Annotated in this window: 26 protein-coding genes and 4 tRNA genes; 7 read left to right on the forward strand and 23 right to left on the reverse strand. The window is 62.4% G+C overall.

The window, feature by feature from the left end; translation table 11 throughout:
- Positions 1 to 44: 44 nt before the first annotated feature.
- Positions 45 to 1,196, forward strand: a complete 1,152-nt coding sequence (locus PSELUDRAFT_RS09480) for a PLP-dependent aminotransferase family protein (protein WP_088966613.1) — start codon at positions 45 to 47, stop codon at positions 1,194 to 1,196.
- Positions 1,197 to 1,347: 151 nt separating this feature from the next.
- On the opposite strand, the gene PSELUDRAFT_RS09485 is transcribed toward PSELUDRAFT_RS09480, so the two are convergent.
- Genes PSELUDRAFT_RS09485 through minC form a run of 4 tightly spaced genes read right to left on the reverse strand, consistent with a single transcriptional unit; the run spans position 1,348 to position 4,112 of the window.
- Positions 1,348 to 2,286, reverse strand: a complete 939-nt coding sequence (locus PSELUDRAFT_RS09485; protein WP_088966614.1) for a LysR substrate-binding domain-containing protein — start codon at positions 2,284 to 2,286, stop codon at positions 1,348 to 1,350.
- Positions 2,287 to 2,290: 4 nt separating this feature from the next.
- Entirely contained in the window at positions 2,291 to 2,548 is a 258-nt protein-coding gene (gene minE, locus PSELUDRAFT_RS09490) for a cell division topological specificity factor MinE (protein WP_088966615.1), read from the reverse strand.
- Positions 2,549 to 2,551: 3 nt separating this feature from the next.
- Positions 2,552 to 3,364: a septum site-determining protein MinD gene (gene minD, locus PSELUDRAFT_RS09495; RefSeq protein WP_088968454.1), complete on the reverse strand. Its 813-nt coding sequence runs from the start codon at positions 3,362 to 3,364 to the stop codon at positions 2,552 to 2,554.
- A gap of 25 nt (positions 3,365 to 3,389) precedes the next feature.
- Positions 3,390 to 4,112 carry a septum site-determining protein MinC gene (minC, locus tag PSELUDRAFT_RS09500; RefSeq protein ID WP_088966616.1) on the reverse strand — a complete coding sequence of 241 codons (723 nt, stop codon included), beginning with the start codon at positions 4,110 to 4,112 and terminating at the stop codon, positions 3,390 to 3,392.
- A gap of 368 nt (positions 4,113 to 4,480) precedes the next feature.
- Between minC and PSELUDRAFT_RS09505 the strand changes: the two genes are divergently transcribed.
- The gene (locus PSELUDRAFT_RS09505) at positions 4,481 to 5,050 is read left to right on the forward strand and encodes a phasin family protein (protein ID WP_088966617.1); all 570 of its coding nucleotides are present in this window, start codon (positions 4,481 to 4,483) and stop codon (positions 5,048 to 5,050) included.
- 70 nt (positions 5,051 to 5,120) lie between these two features.
- Here PSELUDRAFT_RS09505 and PSELUDRAFT_RS09510 read toward each other — a convergent pair whose 3' ends face one another.
- Positions 5,121 to 5,813, reverse strand: a complete 693-nt coding sequence (locus PSELUDRAFT_RS09510) for a hypothetical protein (protein WP_088966618.1) — start codon at positions 5,811 to 5,813, stop codon at positions 5,121 to 5,123.
- A 4-nt stretch (positions 5,814 to 5,817) separates the two neighbouring features.
- Positions 5,818 to 6,708 (reverse strand): LysR family transcriptional regulator, encoded by an 891-nt coding sequence (locus PSELUDRAFT_RS09515; protein WP_197693954.1) that lies wholly within the window; start codon positions 6,706 to 6,708, stop codon positions 5,818 to 5,820.
- A 220-nt stretch (positions 6,709 to 6,928) separates the two neighbouring features.
- On the opposite strand from PSELUDRAFT_RS09515, the gene PSELUDRAFT_RS09520 reads away from it, so the two are divergent.
- On the forward strand, positions 6,929 to 7,477 hold the full coding sequence (locus PSELUDRAFT_RS09520) for a flavodoxin family protein (RefSeq protein ID WP_088966619.1): 549 nt from the start codon (positions 6,929 to 6,931) through the stop codon (positions 7,475 to 7,477).
- 62 nt (positions 7,478 to 7,539) lie between these two features.
- Here PSELUDRAFT_RS09520 and ppa read toward each other — a convergent pair whose 3' ends face one another.
- The gene (ppa, locus tag PSELUDRAFT_RS09525; RefSeq protein WP_088966620.1) at positions 7,540 to 8,067 is read right to left on the reverse strand and encodes an inorganic diphosphatase; all 528 of its coding nucleotides are present in this window, start codon (positions 8,065 to 8,067) and stop codon (positions 7,540 to 7,542) included.
- Between the two features lie 108 nt (positions 8,068 to 8,175).
- On the opposite strand from ppa, the gene coq7 reads away from it, so the two are divergent.
- Positions 8,176 to 8,796: a 2-polyprenyl-3-methyl-6-methoxy-1,4-benzoquinone monooxygenase gene (coq7, locus tag PSELUDRAFT_RS09530; RefSeq protein WP_088968456.1), complete on the forward strand. Its 621-nt coding sequence runs from the start codon at positions 8,176 to 8,178 to the stop codon at positions 8,794 to 8,796.
- A 252-nt stretch (positions 8,797 to 9,048) separates the two neighbouring features.
- Here the strand turns inward: coq7 and PSELUDRAFT_RS09535 are convergent, their stop codons facing one another.
- Positions 9,049 to 10,140: an extracellular solute-binding protein gene (locus tag PSELUDRAFT_RS09535; RefSeq protein WP_088966621.1), complete on the reverse strand. Its 1,092-nt coding sequence runs from the start codon at positions 10,138 to 10,140 to the stop codon at positions 9,049 to 9,051.
- A gap of 930 nt (positions 10,141 to 11,070) precedes the next feature.
- Here PSELUDRAFT_RS09535 and PSELUDRAFT_RS09540 point away from each other — a divergent pair.
- A complete protein-coding gene (locus tag PSELUDRAFT_RS09540; protein WP_088966622.1) occupies positions 11,071 to 12,168 on the forward strand; it encodes a polyamine ABC transporter substrate-binding protein in 1,098 nt (365 codons plus the stop codon).
- A 160-nt stretch (positions 12,169 to 12,328) separates the two neighbouring features.
- Here the strand turns inward: PSELUDRAFT_RS09540 and cysN are convergent, their stop codons facing one another.
- From cysN to PSELUDRAFT_RS09570, 6 genes are all read right to left on the reverse strand, one after another.
- Positions 12,329 to 13,759: a sulfate adenylyltransferase subunit CysN gene (gene cysN, locus PSELUDRAFT_RS09545; protein ID WP_088966623.1), complete on the reverse strand. Its 1,431-nt coding sequence runs from the start codon at positions 13,757 to 13,759 to the stop codon at positions 12,329 to 12,331.
- Between the two features lie 81 nt (positions 13,760 to 13,840).
- The gene (gene cysD, locus PSELUDRAFT_RS09550; RefSeq protein WP_088966624.1) at positions 13,841 to 14,767 is read right to left on the reverse strand and encodes a sulfate adenylyltransferase subunit CysD; all 927 of its coding nucleotides are present in this window, start codon (positions 14,765 to 14,767) and stop codon (positions 13,841 to 13,843) included.
- A gap of 391 nt (positions 14,768 to 15,158) precedes the next feature.
- Positions 15,159 to 15,234, reverse strand: a tRNA-Glu gene (locus PSELUDRAFT_RS09555).
- Positions 15,235 to 15,237: 3 nt separating this feature from the next.
- Positions 15,238 to 15,314, reverse strand: a tRNA-Arg gene (locus tag PSELUDRAFT_RS09560).
- 4 nt (positions 15,315 to 15,318) lie between these two features.
- Positions 15,319 to 15,394, reverse strand: a tRNA-Glu gene (locus PSELUDRAFT_RS09565).
- A gap of 3 nt (positions 15,395 to 15,397) precedes the next feature.
- Positions 15,398 to 15,474 (reverse strand) — tRNA-Arg (locus PSELUDRAFT_RS09570).
- Between the two features lie 164 nt (positions 15,475 to 15,638).
- On the opposite strand from PSELUDRAFT_RS09570, the gene PSELUDRAFT_RS09575 reads away from it, so the two are divergent.
- Complete coding sequence (locus PSELUDRAFT_RS09575; RefSeq protein ID WP_088966625.1) at positions 15,639 to 16,043, forward strand: NUDIX hydrolase; 405 nt, start codon at positions 15,639 to 15,641, stop codon at positions 16,041 to 16,043.
- Between the two features lie 106 nt (positions 16,044 to 16,149).
- Here the strand turns inward: PSELUDRAFT_RS09575 and PSELUDRAFT_RS09580 are convergent, their stop codons facing one another.
- The 9 genes from PSELUDRAFT_RS09580 to PSELUDRAFT_RS19345 form a co-directional block, all read right to left on the reverse strand.
- A complete protein-coding gene (locus PSELUDRAFT_RS09580) occupies positions 16,150 to 16,362 on the reverse strand; it encodes a helix-turn-helix domain-containing protein (RefSeq protein WP_088966626.1) in 213 nt (70 codons plus the stop codon).
- Positions 16,363 to 16,483: 121 nt separating this feature from the next.
- Positions 16,484 to 17,098 carry a glutathione S-transferase gene (locus PSELUDRAFT_RS09585; RefSeq protein ID WP_088966627.1) on the reverse strand — a complete coding sequence of 205 codons (615 nt, stop codon included), beginning with the start codon at positions 17,096 to 17,098 and terminating at the stop codon, positions 16,484 to 16,486.
- A 111-nt stretch (positions 17,099 to 17,209) separates the two neighbouring features.
- Positions 17,210 to 17,902 (reverse strand): SIMPL domain-containing protein, encoded by a 693-nt coding sequence (locus PSELUDRAFT_RS09590; protein WP_088966628.1) that lies wholly within the window; start codon positions 17,900 to 17,902, stop codon positions 17,210 to 17,212.
- Between the two features lie 24 nt (positions 17,903 to 17,926).
- A complete protein-coding gene (locus tag PSELUDRAFT_RS09595; protein ID WP_088966629.1) occupies positions 17,927 to 19,126 on the reverse strand; it encodes a GGDEF domain-containing protein in 1,200 nt (399 codons plus the stop codon).
- A 161-nt stretch (positions 19,127 to 19,287) separates the two neighbouring features.
- Positions 19,288 to 20,082 carry an ABC transporter ATP-binding protein gene (locus PSELUDRAFT_RS09600; protein ID WP_088966630.1) on the reverse strand — a complete coding sequence of 265 codons (795 nt, stop codon included), beginning with the start codon at positions 20,080 to 20,082 and terminating at the stop codon, positions 19,288 to 19,290.
- Entirely contained in the window at positions 20,082 to 20,981 is a 900-nt protein-coding gene (locus tag PSELUDRAFT_RS09605; protein ID WP_088966631.1) for an ABC transporter permease, read from the reverse strand. The genes PSELUDRAFT_RS09600 and PSELUDRAFT_RS09605 overlap by 1 nt, the downstream gene beginning before the upstream one ends.
- A gap of 88 nt (positions 20,982 to 21,069) precedes the next feature.
- The gene (locus PSELUDRAFT_RS09610) at positions 21,070 to 22,038 is read right to left on the reverse strand and encodes an ABC transporter substrate-binding protein (protein ID WP_088966632.1); all 969 of its coding nucleotides are present in this window, start codon (positions 22,036 to 22,038) and stop codon (positions 21,070 to 21,072) included.
- 239 nt (positions 22,039 to 22,277) lie between these two features.
- Positions 22,278 to 23,873, reverse strand: a complete 1,596-nt coding sequence (gene aceB / locus PSELUDRAFT_RS09615; RefSeq protein WP_088966633.1) for a malate synthase A — start codon at positions 23,871 to 23,873, stop codon at positions 22,278 to 22,280.
- A 305-nt stretch (positions 23,874 to 24,178) separates the two neighbouring features.
- Positions 24,179 to 24,373: a hypothetical protein gene (locus tag PSELUDRAFT_RS19345; protein ID WP_157725072.1), complete on the reverse strand. Its 195-nt coding sequence runs from the start codon at positions 24,371 to 24,373 to the stop codon at positions 24,179 to 24,181.
- Between PSELUDRAFT_RS19345 and PSELUDRAFT_RS09620 the strand changes: the two genes are divergently transcribed.
- Complete coding sequence (locus PSELUDRAFT_RS09620; protein WP_088966634.1) at positions 24,357 to 25,751, forward strand: amino acid permease; 1,395 nt, start codon at positions 24,357 to 24,359, stop codon at positions 25,749 to 25,751. The genes PSELUDRAFT_RS19345 and PSELUDRAFT_RS09620 overlap by 17 nt on opposite strands.
- Positions 25,752 to 26,080 lie beyond the last annotated feature (329 nt).

Below are 26,080 nucleotides of genomic sequence, written 5' to 3' on the forward strand. Positions count from 1 at the left end.
AAACAAATTGACTTATAACATACCTGTCAGCCAAGGAGAGTACCATGTTTTCCGAACGCGTCGAACGTCTGTCCGGCTCGCTGATCCGCGAGATTCTTGCCGCCGCGCAGCGCCCGGAAGTGATTTCCTTCGCCGGGGGCCTGCCGGCCGCGGATTGCCTGCCCGAACTGGACTTCAACGGCGTGCCGCCGCAGCTGGCGCAGTACGGCACCAGCGAGGGTGAGCCCGAGTTCCGCGCTGCCGTGGTGCAGGAGCTGGCGCGCATCGGCCTGAACGTGGATGCCTCCCAGGTGCTGGTGCTGTCCGGCTCGCAACAGGCGCTGGATCTGGCGGCCAAGCTGTTCATCGACCCGGGTACACCGGTGATTACCGAAGGCCCGACCTACCTGGCCGCGCTGCAGGTGTTCAAGCTGTTCGGCGCCGACATCACCACCGTGCAGCAGCAGAGCGACGGCCAGCTGTCCGCCGCCACGCTGCAGCAGGCGATCGACAGCAGCAAGGCCAAGCTGGCCTACCTGATTCCGACCTTCCAGAACCCGTCCGGCGCCTGCTACAACGAGACCACCCGCCAGCAGCTGGCAGCGGTGATCGACGCGGCCAAACTGCCGGTGATCGAGGATGATCCCTACCGCGCGCTGTCCTACGACGGCGACGCGCCCAAGCCGCTGGTAACGCACCTGAAGAACGCACCGTGGGTGTACTGCGGCTCGTTCTCCAAGACCCTGGCGCCGGGCCTGCGCATCGGCTACCTGGTGGCCAGCAAGGATCTGATCCAGTACTTCGTGCGCCTGAAACAGGCTGCCGACCTGCACACCAACCGCCTGGGGCAGTGGTTCAACACCCGCTGGCTGCAGAGCGGCGAATACCAGGACCACCTCAAGCAGCTGCAGCAGAGCTACAAGGTTGGCCGCGACGCGATGCAGGCAGCACTGGAAAAACACTTCGGTGACATCGCCGACTGGCTGGTGCCGCAGGGAGGCCTGTTCTTCTGGCTGACGCTGAAGCAACCGCGCGACACCCGCCCGCTGCTGAAAGTGGCGCTGGAGCAGCACAACGTGGCCTTCATGCCGGGTGAAGCGTTCTACGCCAAGCCGGAACAGGGTCTCGGCCACCTGCGCCTGAACTTCAGCCATGCTTCGCCGGAGCGCATCGAGGAGGGCATTGCCCGCCTGGCCGGCGTGATCCGCGCAGCCTGACCTGTCGGGCGGAAGCCCCGCTTGCCGGGGCGTTCCGCCGACAAGGTGTGCGCTGCATGTGGCGGAACACCTCTTCGAGGCCTCCGCCCTACACAAAAAAAGCCACCGCGAGGTGGCTTTTGTTTTTATGCGGCCAACGTTGGCGTGGCATTCAGGCCAGTGCCACCTCGTCTTCCAGCATGCTGACGCCTTCCAGCCCGGAGCGGAACACCGCCTGTTGCAGGGTCTGGATTGCCTTCTTGCGGAAGAACTGGCGGCGGGTCACCAGCAGCACGCGGCGTTGCGGTGCCGGCTCGGCGAAGGGAATCACCGACAGCAGGTTGTCGTCGCCGGGCGAGATCGACGTCTGCGGCAGCACGGTGATGCCCATGCCGCTGGCCACCATGTGGCGGATGGTGTTGAGCGAGCTGCCCTGCACCATGGACGCCAGACTGCCGGACTGATGCTGGCGGCTGGCCACCTCGCTGCAGGCCTGCAGCACCTGGTCGCGGAAGCAGTTGCCCTGCGCCAGCAGCAGCACGCTCTGGTTGTGCAGTTCGTCCGGCTTCACCTGCTTGCGCTTTTCCCACTCGTGGCCCTTGGGCGTGGCCACCACGAATTTCTCGTCGTACAGCGGGTAGGCTTCGGTGCCCGGTTCGTCGAACGGGTCGGCCACGATGATGGCGTCCACTTCGCCGCGCTTGAGCATTTCTGCCAGCCGCGCGGTGTAGTTCTCTTCCAGGATCAGCGGCATGTCCGGCGCCAGGATGCGCAGCGCCGGAATCAGCCGTGGCAGCAGGTAGGGGCTGATGGTGAAGATCACCCCCAGCTTCAGCGGCCCGGCCAGCTCGTTCTGATGCTCGCCGGCCAGGCGCTTCACCAGTTCGGCTTCTTCCAGCACGCGCTGCGACTGCTCGATGATGCGCTCGCCGATCTCGGTGACCGCCACTTCCTGCCCGCCGCGTTCGAACAGGGTCACCCCCAGTTCGTCCTCCAGCTTCTTGATGGCGATGGACAGCGTGGGCTGGCTGACGAAGCAGCTCTGGGCCGCGCGGCCGAAGTGGCGCTCGCGCGCCACAGCCACGATGTAACGCAGTTCGGTCAGGGTCATGGTGTCAGCGCTGGTGTTCCGGCAGCACGATGTTCACTTCCAGCACTTCGAAGTCGTCCTGGCGCTCCACCTGTACCTTGATGTCGTCCAGGTTCACGGCCACGTACTTGGAGATCACTTCCATCAGCTCGCGCTGCAGCGCCGGCAGGTAGTCCGGGGCGCTGCGGCCGTTGCGCTCGTGCGCCAGGATGATCTGCAGGCGCTCGCGGGCGATGGAAGCGGTTTTCTGGCGTTTGCCGAACAACATATCGATCAGCGACATGGCTTAGCCTCCAAACAGACGCTTGAGGAAGCCGACTTTCTCGGCTTCGAGGAAACGCATCGGGCGGGTTTCGCCCAGGAAGCGCGCCACTACGTCGTTGTAGGCCTCGGCGGCATCGGTACCCTTCTGGTGGATCACCGGGGTGCCGGAGTTGGACGCCTGCAGGATGGCCTGCGATTCCGGAATCACGCCGATCAGGTTCACGCGCAGGATTTCCTTCACGTCGTCCACCGACAGCATTTCGCCTTTTTCCACGCGGCCCGGTGCATAGCGGGTCAGCAGCAGGTGTTCCTTCACCGGCTCGCGGCCTTCAATGGCACGGCGCGACTTGGAGGACAGGATGCCGAGGATGCGGTCGGAGTCGCGTACCGAGGACACTTCCGGGTTGGTCACCACGATGGCCTCGTCGGCGAACAGCAGCGCCAGCAGCGCGCCCTTTTCAATGCCGGCCGGCGAGTCGCAGATGATGTACTCGAAGCCCATGTCGCCCAGCTCCTTCAGTACCTTCTCCACGCCTTCCTCGCTCAGCGAGTCCTTGTCGCGGGTCTGCGAGGCCGGGATCACGAACAGGTTGTCGCAGTGCTTGTCCTTGATCAGGGTCTGGTTCAGGCTGGCTTCGCCATTGATCACATTGATCAGGTCGTACACCACGCGGCGCTCGCAGCCCATGATCAGGTCGAGGTTGCGCAGGCCGACGTCGAAGTCGATCACCACGGTCTTGTGGCCGCGCAGCGCAAGGCCGGAGGAGAAGCTGGCGCTGGTGGTGGTTTTGCCTACACCGCCTTTGCCGGAGGTAACAACGATGATTTTTGCCACGATGGTGATTCCTTCATGCGAGTTCTTATGCACCGAGCGCGCTCATCACGAGGCGCTCGTTCTCAAGGTAAATCTGTGCCGGCTTGCCCTGGATGCTGTCGGGCAGGCTCTGTTCGATGGTGCGGTACACGCCGGCGATGGAAACCAGTTCGGCTTCCATGCTCTGCACGAAGATGCGTGCCTGGGTGTTGCCGCGGGCGCCGGCCAGCGCACGGCCGCGCAGCGGCGCGTACACGTGGATGCTGCCGTCGGCGATGATTTCCGCGCCCACGTTGACCATGGCCAGTACCACCAGGTCGCCGCCCTTGGCGTAGATCTGCTGGCCGGCGCGCACCGGGCGGTCGATCACCAGCGTGTTGGCCGGCTGTGGCGCCGCTTCCACCACGGGGGCCGGGGCCGGTGCTTCCATGGCCAGCTCGCTCTGGCGCGGCGTGTTGGCGCTGCTGACGAAGGCCAGGCCGTGCTGGCGCGCCAGCGCCGCCACGGCGTGGTCGCGGTGGCGCAGCGCGATGATGAGGATGCCCTTGGCGCGGAACAGCGTGCAGATGCGCGCCAGGTCCAGCGACTGCGGCTGGTCGATGCTGTCCAGATCGAGCAGGAAAGCCTCGCTCTGGCTGGCGTCCACCTTGTTGCCGAAACGGGTATCCAGCGCGGCAGCCAGTGCCGTGCAGTCGCCGCTGCGCAGCAGGATGGCCAGCAGGTCCAGGCTGGCGGATTTGATATCGAAGAGGTTGGCCGAGTGGCTCATTGTGAGACTTTGCTAACAGATAGATTTAATTTATGACGGCGAGTGTATAGCTTTGCCCTACTGCTTTCAACGCGCAGCAGTGGCTTTTGCTTGTATCGGTGGGACAGGTGGCGGCCGTGGCATGCCAGTGTGGTTTTCTTGCTGTGCACGGCAGCAATGCCTGGCTTGTCATCGCGTTGTCATCCGCGGGCGGCAAACTGCGAAAGCTGTTGCAAAAATAGTCACTTACGCCGGCGGTTATGCAAATACACTTGACATTGCTGCGGTGCAATATATGATGTGAATTGTTGCACCGCAACAACCAGAACAAGGATAAGAACCAACGGTTTTGCTGCTGAGTTCTCAATTACTGCGAAGAGGATTACTCCATGTTTACCAACGTACAAGAATTGTCCGCTTTCGGTCAGGCCCAGTTCGACAAAGCCGTTCGTCTGTCGTCCATCATGCTGGCCAGTGCCGAACGCATCTCCAACCTGCAGCTGGACATTGCTCGCAAGGTTCTGGCCGAAAACGCCGAAACCGTTAAGCAGCTGACCGGCATCAAGGACCCGAAGTCGCTGGCCGAATTCCAGGCTGGCCTGGTTCAGCCGAACCTGGACAAGACCCTGGCCACCGCACGTGAAGTGTACGACGCCACCGTGGCTGCCCAGACCGAGCTGACTTCCTTCGTGGAAGAGCAGGTTGCCGAAACCAACAAGCAGGTGCTGGAAGCGCTGGACCGTCTGGCCAAGCACGCACCGGCCGGTTCCGAATCCGCCGTACAGGTTCTGAAGAACCTGGTGAGCTCCGGCAACGCCGCTTTCGAAAACGCGTCCAAGACCGCCAAGAAAGTTGGCAGCGATTTCGCCGAAGCCAGCGTGGAAGCTGCCCAGTCTTCCGCCAAGGCTGCTACCGCTGCTGTTAGCCGCGCGCGCAAGGCCGCTACCCCGTCTGCCTGATCGCTTACCGCGATTGTCAAAAAGCCCGCAATAGCGGGCTTTTTGCTTTTTGGCACGTGCTGGCGGCTGGCTAAGGCGGGCTGTTGCCGCCGGTCGCGGCGGCCATCCCGTCCAGGGCGGTGTCCAGCAGCTGGCGCGCATTTTCACCCAGCTCATTGGCCAGCAGCAGTAGCCGCGCCAGGTTAAGGGCGAAGTGCTGCTGGCGGGCGGGCGGCTGGCGAAACTCGTCCAGCAGCTGCCATTGTTGCTGTTCGGTGATGGGGGCGGCGCCCTGTTGCTGCAGGTAGTCCTGGCACAATGCGGCCAACTGTTGCAGCAATTCCTGCTGTTGCAACAGCAGCGTGGGCCAGTCGATCAGCTTGCTGTCGGGTTGGGGCAGTTGCTGCAACAGCAGGGGGCCGCTGAGGTAGAACAGCAGGTCGAATGCCCGGCGGCAGAAGCTGGCGGCGCCCAGCGGGCCGCAGTACAGCCAGGCGCCAGGCTGCAGTGCCAGAGCATCCAGCAGCGGCCGCGCCTGTTCCAGCGCGCCGGGCTGGCCGGCTACCAGCAGGGCAAAGCCGTTGCCGCTCTGCGGCGGCAGCCACGGGCTGTTGATTTCCAGGTCGGGGGCGGTGCGCGGTGGCTTGGCCAGTGACAGCACACCGCAGTGGATGCGCAGCTGCTGCCATTGCAGGCAGTTGGCCCTGGCTTGCTCCGTTACATCCAGCGCCGCGGCCTGTAGCCGTTGCCGCAGGGCGTGCCGGTAGGCTGGGTCCGTGGGCATGTCGTCAGTTCAGGTGCCAGTCGAAGGTTTGCAGGCGCTTGATGAACCAGCTCAGCGCCTGACCGGGCTGGCTTTCCTTCCAGGCATAGTGCAGGCCGACCAGCGGGCGCTTTTCTTCCAGCTCCCGGACGACCAGGCGGCCGGCGGTCAGGTCGTCGTGGATGCGGCAGGTCGGCAGGAAGCCCACACCCAGGCCGGCTTTCTGCACCGCGATCTTGTCTTCCACGCTGGCTACCGTCAGGCGCGGCTGGCCTTCCTGGATGGAGATGCTGCGCGGCGGCAGGCTGCGCGAGGTGTCGGCGGCCACCGCCACGCGGTAGCGGCGCAGCACGTGTTGTGGAATCGGTTCCTCGGCGCTGGCCAGCGGGTGATCCGGCGCCACGCAGAATACGAACTGCACCTTGCCCATCGGCTTGCTGTGGAACACGCCACCCTGGCTGTTTTCGGTGGCGCCGATCACCAGGTCGGCGCGGTTGTCCACCAGCGCGTCCCAGGTGCCGCCGAACACCTCGCGGCTCAGTCGCAGCTCGGTATCCGCCTCAAGCGCATCGAATTCGCTGATCAGGCGCAGCACGTCGTCGAAGCGCAGCAGGTCGGACATGGCGATGCGCAGCTGGCCTTCCCAGCCGGTGGCGTGGGTCTTGACCCGGCTTTCCACCATGGCGGCCGAATCCAGCAGCGCGCGGCCTTCCTTTAGCAGCAGTTCGCCGGCCGAAGTCAGCCGGGCCTTGTGTCCACTGCGGTCGAACAACTGCACATTCAGATCCTGTTCCAGCTTTTGCACGCTGTAGGTAATGGCAGAGGGGACGCGGTACAGCTCCTCGGCCGCGGCGGCAAAGCTGCCGCGACGGTCGATGGCATCCAGCACCATCAGTGAATCCAGAGTCAATTTCATCGTCAGATTTTCTGAAAATAAAAATCAAAATGTTCTGCTGTTTTTGCAGGCAGGGCGTTTTTATACTGCGCCATGCCTTGTCAAATCAAGGGCAGTTGCCTGATTTGATGCGTGCCGGCAACAGGCTTGCACGCCAGTTTTTTTGAATTTATCGGGCCGCTTGCTGCTGCAGCCGGCTGGTCACTATGCCTTCGTTCTATCGTTATATAAGGATTTTTGAATGACTACCAAGCTTGCCGTGGTGTATCACAGTGGTTATGGCCATACCGCCAAAGTAGCGGAAGAAGTGGCTGCCGGCGCTCGCGACCATGCCGAAGTGGCACTGTTTACCGCCGAGGACGCCAGCCAGCGTTTGGACGAACTGCTGGCCTTCGACGCCATCATCTTCGGCGCACCGACCTATATGGGCAGCGCATCTGCCGGCTTCAAGGCCTTCATGGATGCCAGCTCCAAGATCTGGTTCACCCAGGGCTGGAAAGACAAGATCGCCGCCGGTTTCACCGTTTCCAACAGCCCCAGCGGCGACAAGCTGAACACCTTGCAGCAGCTGTCGGTGTTTGCCGCCCAGCACAGCATGATCTGGGTGGGCACCGGCCTGCTGCCGGGTGGTGTGACCGGTAGCCAGATCAACCGCTACGGCAGCTCGCTGGGCCTGATGACCCGTACCGACAATGCGCCGGCCGAGGTTACCCCGGATGCGTCCGACCTGGAATCCGCCCGCCTGTTCGGCGCCCGCGTGGCCCAGACTGCCGGCCGTTTCGCCAAGTAAGGTTGGCCGCAAGCCAGCAAAAAGCCGGAGCATGCTCCGGCTTTTTTTGTATCTGACAACGATCAGGCCTTGGCGCGTTCGATGCCTTCCACCAGTTCGCGGGTGGCGTCTTCCAGCGAGCCCCAGCCCTGGATCTTCACCCACTTGCCCTTTTCCAGATCCTTGTAGTGCTCGAAGAAGTGCACCATCTGGTCGCGTAGCAGCTGCGGCAGGTGTTCCAGTTTCTGGATGTCCTTGTACATCGGGCACAGCTTTTCCACCGGCACGGCTACCAGCTTGGCGTCCACGCCGCCGTCGTCTTCCATCTTGATCATGCCCAGTGCGCGTACGCGGATCACCACGCCCGGCGGCAGCGGGAACGGGGTTACCACCAGCACGTCAACCGGGTCGCCATCGCCAGCCAGGGTCTGCGGCACGAAGCCGTAGTTGGCCGGGTACATCATGGAGGTGCCCATGAAGCGGTCAACCATGATGGCGCCGCTTTCCTTGTCGAATTCGTACTTGATCGGCGCAGCGTTGGCGGAGATTTCGATTACGACGTTGAAGTCGTTCGGCATGTCTTTGCCCGGGCCGATGAGGTCGATGTTCATGCGAGGAGTCCTTTTCCGCTTGTGTTGGAAACAAATAACCGCGGGATTATACCAGCAGGCAGGGCAGGGTATAATTGCCACTATTGATGACCTTCATCACCGTGCATGATGCTAGATACCCTGATTACCGAATTCGATCGCGGCCTGCGCACGCTGTTTGCGCCGGCGCACAGCGCCCGCCCGCATCCCGACCATGCCGTGGCCGAGGCCGATCTGAACCACGACGAGAAGCAGCACGCGCTGGGGCTGATGCGCGTGAACCACTGCGGCGAGGTATGCGCGCAGGCGCTGTACCAGGGCCAGGCGCTGACCGCGCGTGACCCGGCGGCGCGCGAGGCGCTGCGCCATGCCGCCTTCGAGGAGGTGGAGCACCTGGCGTGGACCGAGCAGCGCATCCGCGAACTGGGTGGCCGCCCCAGTCTGTTCAACCCGTTGTGGTATACCGGCTCGCTGGCCCTGGGCGTGGCCGCCGGCATGCTGGGCGACAAGTGGAACCTGGGTTTCCTGGAGGAAACCGAGCATCAGGTGGGCGCCCACCTGGAAAGCCACCTCAGCGAGCTGCCGGTGCAGGATGCGCGCAGCCGCGCCATCGTGGCGCAGATGCACCAGGACGAGCTCAAGCATGCCGACATGGCGCACGAGTACGGCGCGGCGAAGCTGCCGGCGCCGGTGCGCGGCATGATGAAGCTCACCGCCAGGCTGATGACCAGTACCAGCTACCGCGTCTGAAGCAGCACCCGCACAAACGACAAGGCCGCCGTCAGGCGGCCTTGTTGCATCTTGCGGCCAACCTTTGAGTTGGCTGCATGCGCTACTGCCATGCCCGCTATCCGGGCCTTGGGGTCATGTCGCGAGGTGGCCGTTTTCCCCGTCTGGCGACAACAAAAAAGCGGAACCGGTGGGTTCCGCTTGGTGCAGGCTGTTTCAGTGCCGGGTCGTCTTGCGTAACAGGTGCATCCTGCTACGCAAGAGATGACCGGATCAGCTCGGGCGATTCAGTTTGAAGTTCTGCCACAGTCGATTGTAGGCCCGCAGAATCTTGGGATCGACGGCGCGAATGATGAAGCCGTTCTTCAAATCTTCCGAGGACGGGAAGATGCTGCGATCGCTCAGGTATTTCTTTTCCACGTACTGGCGGGCAACCTGGCTGCCTGGTGCGTAGGTAACCTTATTGGCGTTTGCTGCGGCGACCTTGGCATCCAGGTTGTAGTTGATCCATGCCAGCGCATTGGCGACGTTCTTGGCATCCTTGGGGATGGTCATGCTGTCAACCCAGATGCCCACACCGGATTTCGGTACCAATGGCACGATTTTCACGCCACGCTTCGCCTCTTCGGCCCGGCGCTTGGCGATGTTCAGGTCGCCACCGTAGCCGAGGGCCAGGCAGGCGTCGCCACTGGCCATGTCATTGATGTAGCCGGAGGAGGAGAAGCGGGTGATGCTTTCGCGAATGGCGGCCAACTTGGGGGCGATATCCTTGTAGTCCGCCTCATTGCTGCTGCTGGTGGGCTTGCCAAAATAACGCATGGCCACCGGCAGGAAGTCGGACGGGGAGTCCAGTACGCTGACACCGCAGGATTTCAGTTTGGAAACGTATTCGGGCTTGAACAGCAAATCCCAGGCGTTATCCGGCAGCTTGCCACCCAGCGCCTTCTTTACCTTCTCTTCATTGATGCCCAGAGTAACCGTGCCCCAGAAATAGGGGACAGCAAACTTGTTGCCCGGATCGGACGCTTCCATCAGCTTGAGCAGCGCCGGGTCAATGTCCTTGTAGTTCGGGATCTTGCTCTTGTCGATCGGCTGGAACAGGCCGGCCTTGATTCCCACTTCCAGCGCGTTGTTGGACGGCACGGTGATGTCATAACCGGAGTGACCAGTCAGCAGCTTGGCATTCAGGGTTTCCATGCTGTCATACACGTCGTAGCGCACTTTGATCCCGGTCTGCTTGCTGAAGGCCGGCACAGTAGTCGGTGCGATGTAGTCGGACCAGTTGTAGACGTTCAACACGGGCTCTGCATGAGCCGCAACCATGACAGAAGCGGCCAGCAGGCCACCGGTCAACTTATTTTTCATCACTTCAGTCCTGTGTGTGAGCGCGCGTGCGCGATCTTGCGTTTAATAAATTAGCCACAAAGTAGCAACTCTACCACAATTTATTAAACGATGGCTTGGGTTGCGCAAGGTGGCTGGAATGGTAACGATTACTGGGAAAAGCGCTTGCCATATGCTTCTCATGCGCTGTTGCCATGGCGCGGCAGGAAAAGGAGATTGCTTTTCGAGGGAAGACTGACAATGGGTGTTAATGCTAAGTGAATTTCCGGTATTCCGAAACTGCCCGCTTGGCGGTGAGTGGGTGCCCCGGACCGCCGGCTGCGCAGCTTGTCACTGGGTCATCAGGCCTGCTGCCAACCGGTAGCGCCAGACTCTGGGGCGCACGGTGCATAAGTAGCAAAGCATGACTGCATATTTTACCTGATGTAACGGCCCTGCCAGCGGAAGTTGGCAGGGCCGCTGCGTTTCTTGAGGGCATGGCGGCCGAGATTGCCGGCATTTCGCTCAGGGCGGACAGGTGTGGCGATTACGCCCGGTGACAAGAAAAGCCCGAGGGCGATAGCACCTTATCTCATGCCGGGCGTGCGGCCAACTCCCCCAGGGTGGGTACCTACCAAGGGTAATGTACAGCATGAATAAGCAGTGTCATTACTAATTGGGCAGGTAGCTGGCGTGTACAGCTGAGTCATCCAGGCATTCGCCTTGGGCAAAATGTAAAAGGCATGCCGACAAGTCAGTGCGGCAGTTTATGCTTTTGTCGTTTTGTGCTTGCGGCATTACTGCGCCTTTGCTGACAGGGCTTAAGCCACAAAGCCAAACCTGCTTGTCCTGCGTTATTTGAGGGTTGTTCTTTGCGCCTGTTGCGAGAACACTGGCTGTAAGCCGGGCGCTCGGGAGTTGCCGCATTTATCTCCTCCAATTGCTATAACCATCTGCTTAGGGAGTGCTTTCATGTCTTATTCATGCAGAATCAAACTGGCGGCTTTGTGCCTCGTATTCGGCGCTGTTCAGGCGCTCGCCAGTGAGCCAACTATTAATATCTATAACTGGTCGGATAATATTGGCACCGGCACGGTGGCTGGTTTTGAAAAAGCAAGTGGAATAAAGATAAAGTACGATGTCTATGACGGCGACGATACCTTGATCGCCAAGCTGCTGACCGGTCGTACCGGCTATGATGTGGTTTATCCTTCTACTCAGTATTTTAATAAGGAGGTGGAGGCCGGGATTTTTCAGAAGATTGACCAAAAGGCGATTCCCAACCTTGCTAAGATTGATAAGCAAGTGGCTGCGCTTACTGCCGGTACGGAGAGTGCCAGCAAGTATGCCGTTCCCTATACGTGGGGGACCGACGGGTTCGGTTTCAACCTGACAGCAGTAAAGGCTGCACTGGGGGCCAATGTGCCGCTTGATAGTTGGGATATTTTGTTCAAGCCGGAATATATCTCGAAGCTTTCCAAATGTGGTGTGTCTATCCTGGACTCCCCGTCCGATGTGCTGCCATTGGCACTGTTTTATCTGCACAAGGACCCGAACAGCAAGAACCCGGCAGATTGGCAGGCGGCGTATCAATTGTTTAAAACAATCCGGCCATATATTACCCAGTTCAACTCGTCAGGCTATATTAATGATCTGGCAAATAATGATATTTGTATGGCTGTTGCTTGGTCGGGAGATGTGGGGATGGCCGGGCGGCGTGCTCGCGAAGCAGGAAAACCCTACAAGATTGCTTATGTACTGCCGAAGGAAGGGGCGCCAATCTGGTCCGAGATGATGGCGATTCCCAAAGATGCCGCCCATGCTGCAGATGCCATGAAATGGCTGAATTACATCATGGACCCAAAGGTGAGCGCTGACATAACCAGAACCATCTATTACCCGCTTGCCAACGCGGAAGCGAAGCAGTTTCTGCCGGCTGACATTCTCAATGATCCTGCTGTTTATCCTGGCGCAGCAATGATGCAGAAGCTTTGGGCATTCAAAACGCTGCCAACTGAAATCATGCGTTTGCAGACCCGCTTGTGGACGCAGCTTAAAACCGGCCGCTAGGGAGGGGGCGAGGTGCTATTTGTCAATGCTTGGCAATGTAGCGTCTCTTCTCATGTGTTTCAGGTGTGTGATATCAGGATTTGCCGGGCCGCTCGCCGCTCCTGCAAAAGAAAAAGCCCGCCAAATAATATTGGCGGGCTGTGCGGGAGGTCTTAATGTCTTAGAACAAGCGCGAGATATCTCTTGCTTCCCAGTGCGGGAAGTATTTGCGTACCAGCGCGTTCAGCTCCACTTCAAAAGCCTTGAAGCGTGCCAGTTCGTCGTGCTCGTTGGGGCCGGCCACGCTGGCGGCGCTGCGGATCATGCCGGCGCCGGAGGTGGCGTTGCTCAGGCGGTCGATCACGATCAGGCTGCCGGTAGCGCGGCTGTCGCGGTAGGGGTCGAACACTACCGGGGAATTGAAGTTGATGCGCACCAGGCCGATTTCGTTCAGCTGCAGTTTTTCGGCTTCGAAGGCGTCCAGGGTGTTCACATCCACGCGGTGCACGATGCGCTCCACGCGACCGGTAACGCTCTTGCCGGCGAGCTTGAACAGGTATTCCTTGCCCACTGCCAGCGGTGCTTCATCCATCCATACCAGGTGCGCTTCCACGCCCTGGCTCACCTGCGGCTGCGGCTCGTCGGCGCGCACGATGGTGTCGCCGCGCGAGATGTCGATCTCGTCGCTCAGCGTCAGGGTGATGGCCTGGCCGGTATGTGCGGCAGCCAGTTCGCCTTCGTACACCACGATGGCTTCGACGGTGCTTTCCTTGCCGGACGGCAGTGCACGCACGCGGTCGCCGGGGCGGATTTCGCCGGCGGCCACGGTGCCGCAGAAGCCGCGGAAGTCCAGGTTCGGGCGGTTCACGTATTGCACCGGCAGGCGGAAGGCCGGCAGCTTCACGTCGTGGTCGATCTCCACGCTTTCCAGGATGTCCATCAGCGTCTGGCCGTCGTACCACGGTGCGCTGTCGGTACGGTTCACCACGTTGTCGCCGCGCAGTGCGGAGATCGGCACGAAGCGGATGTCCGGGATGTCCAGGTTGGCCGCAAACGCGGTGTACTCGGCGCGGATGCGGTCGAATACCGCCTGGTCGAAGTCCACCAGGTCCATCTTGTTGATGGCCACTACCACGTGCTTGATGCCCAGCAGGCTCACGATGTAGCTGTGGCGGCGGGTCTGGGTCTGCACGCCGTAGCGGGCGTCGATCAGGATCACCGCGAGGTTGCAGGTGGAGGCGCCGGTGGCCATGTTGCGGGTGTACTGCTCGTGGCCCGGGCAGTCGGCGATGATGAACTTGCGGCGATCGGTGCTGAAGTAGCGGTAGGCCACGTCGATGGTGATGCCTTGCTCGCGCTCGGCTTGCAGGCCGTCCACCAGCAGCGCCAGGTCGATTTCCTGGTCGGTGGTGTTGTACTTCTTGGAATCGCGCTGGATGGCGGCCAGCTGGTCTTCGAAGATCAGCTTGGAGTCATGCAGCAGGCGGCCGATCAGCGTGGATTTGCCGTCGTCGACGTTGCCGCAGGTGATGAAGCGCAGCAGGTCCTTGTTTTCGTGCTGTTTCAGGTAGGCCAGGATATCGCTGGCGATCAGGTCGGATTGGTGTGCCATGAGCTAGAGCCTTGCATCAGCAAGGTTGGCCGCATGCGGCCAACCTCTGGAATGTAGTGTGCCTTATAAGGAAACGGCGGCTTAGAAGTAGCCTTCCATCTTCTTCTTCTCCATCGAGCCGGAGGAGTCGTGGTCGATCACGCGGCCCTGGCGTTCGGAGGTCTTGGTCAGCAGCATTTCCTGGATGATCTCCGGCAGCGTGGTGGCGGAGGATTCCACCGCGCCGGTCAGCGGGTAACAGCCCAGGGTGCGGAAGCGCACGCGCTTGGTCTGGATCTTCGCTTTCTCTTCCTCGCTCAGGTACTGCAGGATGCGGTCGTCGTCGATCATGATCAGCGTGCCGTCACGCTCGATCACCGGGCGTTCGTCGGCAAAGTACAGCGGCACGATCTCGATGTTTTCCAGGAAGATGTACTGCCAGATGTCCAGCTCGGTCCAGTTGGACAGCGGGAACACGCGGATGCTTTCGCCCTTGTTGATGCGGCAGTTGTAGATGTTCCACAGCTCCGGGCGCTGGTTTTTCGGGTCCCAGCGGTGGTTCTTGTCGCGGAAGGAGTACACGCGCTCCTTGGCGCGGGATTTCTCTTCGTCGCGGCGCGCGCCGCCAAAGGCAGCGTCGAACTTGTACTTGTTGAGCGCCTGCTTCAGGCCCTCGGTCTTCATCACGTCGGTGTGTTTGGCACTACCGGCAGTGAACGGGTTGATGCCGGCGTCCACGCCTTCCTGGTTCACGTGCACGATCAGGTCCCAGCCGTGCTCGCGCGCCTGCTTGTCGCGCAGCGCGATCATGTCCTGGAATTTCCAGGTGGTGTCCACGTGCATCAGCGGAAACGGCGGCTTGCCCGGGGCAAAGGCTTTCTGTGCCAGATGCAGCATCACGGCGGAATCCTTGCCGATGGAGTACAGCATCACCGGGTTTTCGAATTCGGCGGCGACTTCGCGGATGATGTGGATGGACTCGGCTTCCAGTTGCTTGAGGTGGGTGAGCCTTTCCTGACTGATTTTCATCGTGGCACTCGTTTCTTGATCAGTTGACTTCGGTACAGGCCGGCAGCGGCCCGCCGGATTGACCGGCAGTGGCAATGTACCGGAGAGCGTTGCTTATGCGAAAGACTGAATATATATATCGTTATGCTATGAAAAAGCACAGCAAAACAGATGGACAGCTATAAGGAAGGCAGGGAGGGCGCGGGGAGGCGGAAAACAAAAAAGCCACCTTGCGGTGGCTTGAGGCTGCGGACATGGTACTTCGCTTGCGCTTTACCTGATCCGGGCAGGCCGCTCCTGCCGGGGTATGGCTTTGGCCGCCTTGTTATTTACAAGGCCCGGCCCTTCCGCTGGGCGAAAGGTCCGGACCAAAACGAAAAGACCACCTTGCGGTGGTCTTTTCGTCGAATCCTGGCGTCCCCACGGGGATTCGAACCCCGGTTATCGCCGTGAAAGGGCGGTGTCCTAGGCCTCTAGACGATGGGGACAGCTGGCGCACCCGGAGCGATTCGAACGCCCGACCCTCTGGTTCGTAGCCAGATACTCTATCCAACTGAGCTACGGGTGCGTATTGGCGTCCCCACGGGGATTCGAACCCCGGTTATCGCCGTGAAAGGGCGGTGTCCTAGGCCTCTAGACGATGGGGACAGCTGGCGCACCCGGAGCGATTCGAACGCCCGACCCTCTGGTTCGTAGCCAGATACTCTATCCAACTGAGCTACGGGTGCGCTGTTTCTCGTTTGTCGTTGACCTGCGAGAGACGCGAACTATACGGATCGCCACGTTTAGCGTCAAGAGTTTTTATGAAAAAAATGTGAAGACTGCAGCCGAATTTTGCCAAGTCGCCGGAATACGACATTATCCTCGTGATATCGATGGATATGGAGCAGTTATGGCCTTTGATGACCGTTTCCGCATGAGCTGCCACGCGGTGATTACCGACGCCGCCGGGCAGGTGCTGCTGTTGCAGGCCAGCTATGGCGACGGCAGCTGGGGGCTGCCCGGCGGCGCACTGGAGCCGGGGGAAACCATCCATCAGGCACTGCTGCGCGAATGCCGCGAGGAACTGGGCGTGACGGTGGGCATCGACTACCTGTCCGGCATCTACTATCACGCGCAGTACCAGTCGCAGGTGTGCATCTTCCGCTGTCAGCTACCTGCCGCCGCCCGGCTGCAGTTGAGCGGCGAGCACCTGGCATGGCGCTACTGGGCGCTGGTGGAGCTGTCGGCGGTGCAGCGGCGGCGAGTGGAGGATTGCCTGGGTTTTGACGGCACGGTACGCAGTGCCGCGTTCTGAAGCCGGGTACCTTGGCGTGCACAACAAAGCCCTTGCGCGCTACGCAAGGGCTTTGCCGATACTGCTGGCAGGCGGCTACCCGCGGGCGGGTTGCCGCGCTGCCGGTTTACAAGGGCAGGTAAGGGGAAAGGGCGTTGATTTCGTTCAGTGCGCGGCGAAAGCGCGCATGCGCCCGCGAGACGGTGGACTGACTGATGTCCAGCTGCTTGGAAGCGGCATAGCCGGTCATGCCATCTATTTCCATCAGCCACACGGCTTCGCGCGATTTTTTCTTCAGGCCGATCAGATTGGCGACGTGGTTGAAGTGTTCGAGTCTCATGATATGTGCTCCCGCGTATGGTTGCTTGTGGCTAACCTGAATTCAGCATAGACGGGTGCAGAAAAAATGCACGTAAAAAATGCTGCTTGATTCAAGCAGCATTTTTTCGGGGTTCGGTCAGTCAGGCCGCGGGCGGCACGGTTTCGGCAAAGGAAGGCCGTGCGGCCAGCTTTTCCTCCAGCACGGCAAGATTGGGGTACTCGCCGCGCCAGTCCAGCTGCGGAAAGCGGAAGTCCAGGTAGCCCAGCGCGCAGCCGGTGGCGATGTCGGCCAGGCTGTAGGCTTCGCCATTGCACCAGCTGCGCTCGCCCAGCATGCCGGACAGCGCTTCCACGCCACGGTTGACCTTGCCCAGCTGGCGGGCGATCCAGTCCTGGCTTTGCTGCGCCGCCGGGCGGCGGTTTTCCATCACGATGTTGGCCGCAGCGTCGCAGATGCCGTCGGCCAGTGCTTCCCAGCGCCGGGTTTCGATCAGCAGGCGCTTGCTGTCCTGCGGCAGCAGGCGCGATACCGGCGTGCTGCCATCCAGGTATTCCGCGATCACGCGCGAGTCGTACAGCGTGCTGCCGTCGTCCATTACCAGCACCGGCACCTTGCCCAGCGGGTTGAAGTCGGTTACGACCGAGCCGGCTTCCCATGGCATGTCCAGCTGCAGCGGGCAGTCGATCTTCTTTTCCGCCAGAACGATGCGGACTTTCCTGGCGTAGGGGCTGGTGAGCGAAGCGATCAGTTTCATGGTGTGGGACACGTGTAGGCGGTGAGGGGGACCACCATCTAATTTAGCGTAATGCCGGCCCGATCAAAAGAGCAGGCCGGCAATGTATTTGTATCGAGTTTTTCGCGGCGGCTAGCGCAGTTCGATACGGCCGCTGACATTCAGCTGCACCTGGCTGTTGCCGGGCTGCCAGTCAGGCGTGGCGACTTCCGCTGCCGCGGTGTCGGCCATCATGGCCTTGGCGCGCAGCATGGGCATGGGCGGCGGTGCCTGCACATTGCCGATATTCAGTTCCAGCACCTGCTGGCTATTGCGGCCCAGTGCCTTGCCGGCGGCCGCGGCCTGCGCCTGCAGCGCGGAGATGGCCTCGGGAATCAGGCTGCTTTCCACCTGGCGACGGGTGCTGTCGGCCACGCCGAACTGCACGTTTTCCAGCAGCATGAATTTCTGCAGTCGCGCCACCAGTTCGGCGGCGGCGGTAAAGTCGCGGCTCTTGAGGTGTATCTGCGCGCGGCCCTGCCAGCCCTGGATCTTGCCGTCGCGGCTGTAGTCCGGCCAGCTGTTGTAGTTGCCGCTGCTGAACTCTACCTGTTTGAAGGCGCCGGATTCGCTGCGCGCGCGGGCCAGCGCCTTGTTCAGGTGGTCGGCCAGCACGGCCGGCTGGGCCTGGCGCTCCTGCACGTACAGGCTGGCGTTGATTTCGTCATTGGGCAGTTCGCGCTGCACATTGGCGCTGAGGTTGAGCAGTGTGCCGCTATCGGCCAGTGCCGGCAGGGCGGGTGTCAGGGTGGCGAGCAGCAGGCTGCCGAGGACAAAGCTACGCATGGGAACTCCCATAGTGAACGAGCGCTATCTGACTGCGACCGGTTTGCCGGGTTCAGTTACCGTGGCCGCCGGATACAGCGGCAGGCTGCTGCATACCAGGTTGCGGCCGCGCTGCTTGGCATCATACAGCGCCATGTCCGCGTCATGATAGAGCGCATCCAGGCTTTGTGCCGGGCTCTGGCGGATGGCCAGGCCGATGCTGGTGGTGATCTGGAAGGACGCCTGGCCCGGCGCGCTGATCCAGCTTGCGGCCAACTGGCTGCGCACCGCCTCCGCCACTTGCCAGGCCTGGGCGGCGGCAACATCGTGCAGCAGCACTGCGAACTCCTCGCCACCCAGCCGGGCGCTGATGCTGCCGGCCGGCAGGGCGATTTTGAGGATGGCGGCAACGTGTTGCAATGCAGCATCACCTGCCTGGTGGCCATGGTTGTCGTTGATGCGCTTGAACAGGTCCAGGTCCATCATCAGCAGCGCATGGCGGCAGTGCTGCTGCTGGCTGAACAGCGCCTTCACCTGCTGCTCGAAGGCGCGGCGGTTGCTCAGGCCGGTCAGCGCGTCCAGCATCGCCATCTGCTCCAGCCGCTGCTGCATGCGCTCGAACACCAGGTAGAGCAGCCCAAGCGTCTTGGCGAACTCCAGCATGCTGGCAAGCAGCTGCTGCAGCGGCAGGCCGGTGTTGCGCAGCGGGTTGAGCACCGGGTGCTGCAGCATATAAAAGGTACGGTACAGGTAGCTTGCCACCAGCAGCAGGATGATGCCGCCCACCAGCCGGTAGCTGCCGCGCTGCCGGTGCGCTGGCACGCGGAACAGCTCATGCAGCGTCAGCATGGCAAACAGCAGGTAGATCGGGCCGTACAGCAGCGAGCGCAGCGCCGTGTCGCCATGGAACAGCAGCACTATCCACAGCAGGCTGAAACCGCCCCACAGCGTGGCGGCGGGCCGCCACGGCAGCGGTCGCAGCTGGAATTCCGCCAGCCCCAGCCAGGTGCCGGCAAAGCTGGCAAACAGCAGTGAATTGGCCGCCACCACGCCCAGCCACGGTGTGAGTACGTCGCGTGCCATCAGCAGCGCAACACCGGACACCCCCAGCAGGCCGCTGACACCCCAGAAGCGCAGCGAGCGCTCGTGCGGATGCACGTGACCCATCAGCAACAGCAGCAGGGACAGCAGTAGCAGGGTGGCGGTCAGCAGGAAGTAAAGCGTGAAGGGGTCCAGCAGTTGCATGCTTGCTGCCGAATATTTCGATAAATGGAGAGTACCTGCTTGCCCGCTGTTTGCCTATTGCAGCACCGGACAGGTGGCCAGGGTTGGCCGCAGGCCGTGGGCATGGCGGGTTGCGAAAACCGCCGGCGCCGCAGCGTGCGGCACCGGCAGTGCCGAGCGCGTCAGCCCAGCAGCAGCGCGTCGTCGTCGATGGCTTCGCCGCGGGTTTTCTCGAACATCGCCAACAGGTCGGCCACCTGCATGCGCGCGCGCTCGTCGCCGGCCACATCCAGCACCACGCGGCCCTGGTGCAGCATCACGGTGCGGTGGCCGTGATCCAGCGCCTGGCGCATGGAGTGGGTCACCATCAGCGCGGTGAGCTTGTTCTCGTGCACGATGCGGTCGGTCAGCTCCAGCACGAAGGCGGCGGTTTTCGGGTCCAGCGCCGCGGTGTGCTCATCCAGCAGCAGGATGCGCGACGGCTGCAGGCTGGCCATCAGCAGGCTCACCGCCTGGCGCTGGCCGCCGGACAGCAGGCCCATGCGGTCCGGCAGGCGGTTTTCCAGCCCCAGTTTCAGGGTGGCCAGCCGCTCGCGGAACAGCTCGCGCAATTCGCGGTTCAGCGCGGCGCCAAAGCCGCGCTTGCGGCCGCGGGCATAGGCCAGCGCCATGTTTTCCTCGATGCTGAGGTTTTCGCAGGTGCCGGCCATCGGGTCCTGGAACACGCGTGCCACCAGGCCGGCGCGTTGCCAGCCTGGAGTGCGGGTCACGTCCTGGCCATCGATACTCAGGCTGCCGCTGTCCACGATCACGTCGCCGGCCAGCGCATTGAGGAAGGTGGACTTGCCGGCGCCGTTGCTGCCGATCACGGTGACGAACTGGCCGCTGGCGATCTGCAGCGACAGGCCGCGTAGCACCGGGTTCTCGATCGGCGTGCCGGGGTTGAAGGTCTTGAACAGATTGTCGGCGCGCAGCATCAGTGCTTCCCTCCCGCCTTGCGGGCAAATTTGGCTTTCAGTTTCGGCAGCACCAGGGCAAAGCCTACCAGCAGTGCGGTGATCAGGTTCAGATCCTGCGCCTGCAGGCCGATGAAGTCGGCGTTCAGCGCCAGCGCGATCAGCAGGCGGTACAGCAGGGCGCCCAGCACGGTGGCGAGGGTGATCGCCCACAGCTTGCGCGAGGGCAGCAGGGTTTCGCCGATGATCACCGCGGCCAGGCCCACCACGATGGTGCCCACACCCATGGATACGTCGGCGCCACCCTGGGTCTGCACGTACAGCGCGCCGGCCAGCGCGATCAGCGCATTGGACAGTGCCATGCCGGCCAGCACCATGCGCTCGGTGGCGATGCCCTGCGCACGCGCCATGCGCGCGTTGGCGCCGGTGGCGCGCATGGCGAGGCCGCTTTGCGAGGCAAAGAACAGGTCCAGGCCCAGCTTGGCCAGCACGATCACCACTGCCAGCACCGCTGGCTGCACCTGCCAGGCGTTGTCCGGATTGCTGCCGATGAAGGGGCTGAACACCGTGGGGCTGCCGATCAGCGGCATGTTCGGCGCGCCCATGATGCGCAGGTTGATGGAGTAGAGCGCGATCATCACCAGGATGGAAGCCAGCAGCTGCAGGATGTTCAGCCGCACATTGAGCCAGGCGGTGGTGAGGCCGGCGGCGGCGCCGGCCAGGGTGGCCACGGCGCAGGCCAGCCACGGGTCATGGCCGCCGGCAATCAGCGTGGCGGCCACGGCGCCGCCCAGCGGGAAGCTGCCGTCGGCGGTAAGGTCGGGAAAATCGAGGATGCGGAAGGAAATCAGCACGCCCAGCGCCACCAGCGCAAAGATCAGGCCGATTTCCAGCGCGCCCATCAGGGCGATCAGGGTCATGGTATTGCTCGCGATAAAATGACTACGCGCAGCTCGTGGCTGCGCGGTGGCAAACAGTTGGCCGCAAGGCTTGCGGCCAACGTCTGGCTTACTTGACGGCTTCCTGCGCTTCTTTCAGCAGCGCCGGGCTCAGGGTCACGCCCTGTTTCTGCGCGGCGGCCGGGTTCAGCGACAGCGACAGCTTCTCGCCCAGTTGCGGGGCGATGTTGCCCGGCTTCTCGCCCTTGAGGATGCGCACCACCAGCTTGCCGGTCTGGCGGCCGATGTCGTAGTAGTTCTGGCCCAGGGCGGCAATGGCGCCACGCTTCACCGAGTCGGTGTCGGCGGCTACCAGCGGCAGCTTGGCCTGCTGTGCCACGGCTACCAGCGACTCATAGGTGGAAACCACATTGTTGTCGGTGCTGGTGTAGATGGCGTCCACCTTGCCGATCAGGCTCTTGGCGGCCGGGGAGACATCCACGGTGCGCGGAGCCGGCGCTTCCACTAGGCTCATGCCGCGCTTGGCCAGTTCGGCCTTCAGCTCGCGGGCTACCACGACCGAGTTCACTTCACCCGGGCTGTACACCATGCCCACGCGCTTGGTGCCCGGCTTCACCTTGTTGATCAGCTCGATCTGCGGTGCCAGTGCCAGCTTGTCGGATACGCCGGTCACGTTGGTTTTGCTCGCGCTCCAGCCCGGTACCAGCTTGGCGGCCACCGGGTCGGTTACCGCGGTGAACACCACCGGAATCGAGTGGGTGGCAGCTACTGCGGCCTGCGCGCTGGGGGTGGCGATGGCCACGATCACGTCCGGTGCATCGCCAACGAATTTGCGGGCGATCTGCGCCGCGGTGGCCGGGTTGCCCTGTGCGCTCTGGAACTGGTACTTGAGTTGCTTGCCCGGCTCGAAGCCGGCGGCTTTCAGCTCATCCTCGATGCCCTTGCGTGCGGCATCCAGCGCCGGGTGGTCGACAATGGCGGTAACGGCTACCGATTTCTGTTCGGCGGCCAGGGCAAACGGGGACAGGCTGGCGGCAAGGGTAATGGCCAGCAGGGCGCGACGGGATACGGCGTGCATGGGTATTCCTTTGGAATGTTGCGATGCGATGTGGCGCAATCATATTCCAAAGCCTGCGGCGTTTCAGATTGTGCGAAGCAATAATATTTCACATATTGTATCCATTTGGTGTGATCTGCCCCATGTCGGTGCCCGAAAAGAAAAACCCGCCAGCGCAGGCGGCGCGGGCGGGTGGATGCTGGCGAATTGTGTAGTGGCAGCGGTACAGCGCGCACCATGCCATGTTGCGGTGCGGCGAATCAGTCCAGGTATTCGTAACCCGGCAGGGTGAAGAACTCGATGAAATCCTCGCTGGTGATCAGCAGGTCGAACAGCTGCGCGGCGTCTTCGAAATGCCGGCTCCAGCGGCTGCCGTACTCGGCCTGCAGCCGGTTGAGTTCGTCGGTGGCCAGGTCGCGCAGCAGCGACGGGCTGACCTTGCGGCCATCGGCCAGCACGCCCTTGGGGCTGTGCAGCCACTGCCACAGCTGGGCGCGGGCGATCTCGGCGGTGGCGGCGTCCTCCATCTGGTTGTGGATGGGCACGCAGCCGTTGCCGCTGAGCCAGGCGCCCAGGTACTGCAGGCCGACGCTGATATTGTTGCGCAGCCCGGCCTCGGTAATCGGCGTTTCCGGCTGGAAGTTCAGCAGGTCGGCGGCGGTCACCACCACGTGTTCGCGCTGGCGTTGCAGCTGGTTGGGCGCATCGCCCATCACGCTGCGGAACGCCTCGCACGCCAGCGGCACCAGCGCCGGGTGTGCCACCCAGCTGCCGTCGTAGCCATCGCGCGCCTCGCGTTCCTTGTCGGCGCGGATCGCCGCCAATGCGCGCTCGTTGGCCGCAACATCATGCTTGATCGGTGTCAGCGCCGACATGCCGCCAATGGCCGGCGCACCGCGGCGGTGGCAGGTCTTGAGCAGCAGCAGCGCGTAGGAGCGCATGAACGGCACTGTCATGCCGATCTGCTCGCGGTCGGCCAGGCAGAAATGGCGCACCTGGCGGAAGCTCTTGATGCAGCTGAAGATGTAGTCCCAGCGCCCGGCGTTGAGCCCGGCGCTGTGCTCGCGCAGCTCGTACAGGATCTCGTCCATCTCGAATGCGGCCAACAGGTGCTCGATCAGCACCGTGGCGCGGATGCTGCCCACCGGCAGCGCCAGCGCCTGCTGCGCCGCCAGGAAGATGTCATTCCACAGCCGCGCTTCCAGGTGGTTTTCCAGCTTGGGCAGGTAGTAGTAGAGGCCGCGGCCCTGGCCGTGCAGCAGCACGGCGTTGTGGAACCAGCTGAGGCCGAAGTCGAACAGCGCGGCGGACACCGGCTGGCCGTCGATGCGCAGGTGCTTTTCCGGCAGATGCCAGCCGCGCGGGCGCAGCATCAGCGTGGCGGTCTCGGCATTCAGCTGGTAGTGGCGGCCATCCGCGCCGTGGTGGCTGATGCTGCCGCGCCAGGCGTCGCACATGTTCTGGTGGCCGTGGACGATGTTGTGCCAGCAAGGGCTCATGGCATCCTCGAAATCGGCCATGAAGCAGCTGGCGCCGGAGTTCAGCGCATTGATCATCATCTTGCGCTCGGCCGGGCCGGTGATTTCCACGCGGCGGTCCTGCAACTCGGCCGGCAGCGGGGCGATCTGCCAGTCGCCGTGCCGGATGGCGGCGGTTTCCGGCAGGAAGTCCGGCAGCTTGCCGGCGTCCAGCTCTGCCTGGCGTTGCTGGCGTAGCGCCAGCAGTTCGCGGCGGCGTGGCTCGAACTGGCGGTGCAGCATGGCGATGAAAGCCAGCGCTTCGCTGCCCAGCAGTGCCTGGTGCGCGGGTTTGAGTGGCGCGAGTAGTTCCACTCCCGGCGGCAGTTGCAGTGCCATTGTCTCTCCTTGGTTATTCGTCCGGGCGGGGCCGGGCAAGGTGCGCTCGGGCGCACTCTAGGCTGTAGATCGTCAGTTTAGCTGCATGGCGGTGGCAGAAAAACAGGCCAAAACCCACAACATCTTTTACTTTTTTGTGGCTACTGTTGCCGGCGGCCAGCTGCGGCGGCCGACTGGCGTGGCAGAAAAACTGCAGTGTGGGCGGCTGGCGGCATATTTGCAGTGATCTGCCGCAAATTGGCATATCGCGGCGCGATGTATCGTCACTGTTGTCATGCGAGGGCATTTCCACCCCGCAAACCTGGTTATTGCAGGATGGATACAAAATCCTGGTTACAGTTGGCGGCTTGAACCCCTTGTTGCGATGCGGCATAGTCGCGCCCCTGCGCGATGCGTCTGACCAGCGCGTCGCCATACATCACAACAATGCCGGCAGGCAGCTCCACAAGAGACGCCCGCTGCCGGTACATAGGGACAAGACCAATGAGTTTGTTACGCAAGAAGGATGTGCGCCAGATGCTGGCTGCCTCCCAGGGCGCAGCCGTGCTGCGCAAGGAACTATCTGCCTTTGACCTGACCATGCTGGGCATCGGCGCCATCATCGGCACCGGCATCTTCGTGCTCACCGGCACCGGCGCCACCGTGGCGGGCCCCGGCCTGGTGCTGTCCTTCATCATCGGCGCCATCGCCTGCGGCTTCGCGGCGCTGTGCTACGCCGAGTTTGCCTCCATGCTGCCGGTGTCCGGCTCCACCTATACCTATGCCTACGCCACGCTGGGCGAGATCATCGCCTGGATCATCGGCTGGGACCTGATGCTGGAATACCTGCTGGCTTCGTCCGCGGTGTCGGTGGGCTGGTCCGGCTACTTCCAGAGCCTGCTGTCCGGCTTCGGCATCCATCTGCCGGATGCGCTGACCGCCGCTGCCGGCGCGCGCCCGGGGGTGGAAACCTTCTTCAACCTGCCGGCCTTCGTGATCGCCATGCTGGTCACCACGCTGCTGGCCTTCGGCATCAAGGAATCGAAGCGGGTGAACAACTTCGTGGTGCTGATCAAGGTGGCGGTGGTGCTGCTGTTCATCGCCATTGCGGTGTGGCACGTGAAGCCGGCCAACTGGAACCCGGCGCTGCCCTACGGCATGAGCGGGGTGTTCCAGGGCGCCGCCATCGTGTTCTTCAGCTTCCTCGGTTTTGATGCAGTGACCTGCGCGGCGGAAGAGGTGAAGAACCCGGAGAAGGACATTCCGAAAGGGGTGATCTGGTCGCTGGCAATCTGCTCGGTGCTGTATGTGATCGTGTCCGCCATCATGACCGGCATCGTGCCCTTCATGCAGTTCAAGGGTATCGACCACCCGGTATCGCTGGCGCTGCAGGTGGCCAAGCTGGACTGGTTCGCCGGTTTCGTCGATCTGGGCGCCATTCTCGGCATGCTCACCGTGATCCTGGTGATGACCTACGGCCAGACCCGCATCCTGTTCGCCATGTCGCGCGACGGCCTGCTGCCCAAGGTGTTCTCCGACGTGCATCCCAAGTACGGCACCCCGTACAAGGCCACCTGGCTGATCGGCACCATCATCGCACTGATCGCCGGTTTCGTGCCGCTGGGCACCCTGGCCGAACTGGTGAACATAGGCACCCTGGCCGCCTTCACCCTGATTGCCGCCGCCATCATCGTGCTGCGCAAGCGCGAGCCGGATCTGCCGCGCAAATTCCACTGCCCGGGCGTGCCCTATGTGCCGGCGCTGGCCATGGTGTTCTGCGTGTTCCTGATGGCGCAGCTGTCCAGCCTGACCTGGCTGTGCTTCGTGGTGTGGCTGGTGATCGGCCTGGTGGTGTACTTCGGCTACTCGCGCCAGCGTTCGCATCTGCACAAGGCCTGATGTGTGATGCGGCCAACCTTTGCATTGAAGGTTGGCCGCAAAAGGCATCTTCCGCTTGCGAGGCGTAATGCCGTTCACCTTATGAAGGTGGGCGGCATTTTCTTTGGTGGGTCTGTATGTCGCGATGTTGCTGCTGATTTTGTATCCGCTACGCGGATGCTGTTTGAAGTCGCCGGTTCCGCCCGGCGTACGGGATACCTTCTTTTGCGTCGCCAAAAGAAGGTATCCGAAGAAAAGGCGACCCGACGGCCACTCGAAACCCCGTGCAAAAAGGCACGCCCCAGGCGCCGCCGAACTCGTCCCTCGCTAACGGCTCGGGACTCAAACAG

Origin of the sequence: Vogesella sp. LIG4 (genome assembly GCF_900090205.1) — a bacterium.
In the GTDB taxonomy this organism is placed as follows: domain Bacteria; phylum Pseudomonadota; class Gammaproteobacteria; order Burkholderiales; family Chromobacteriaceae; genus Vogesella.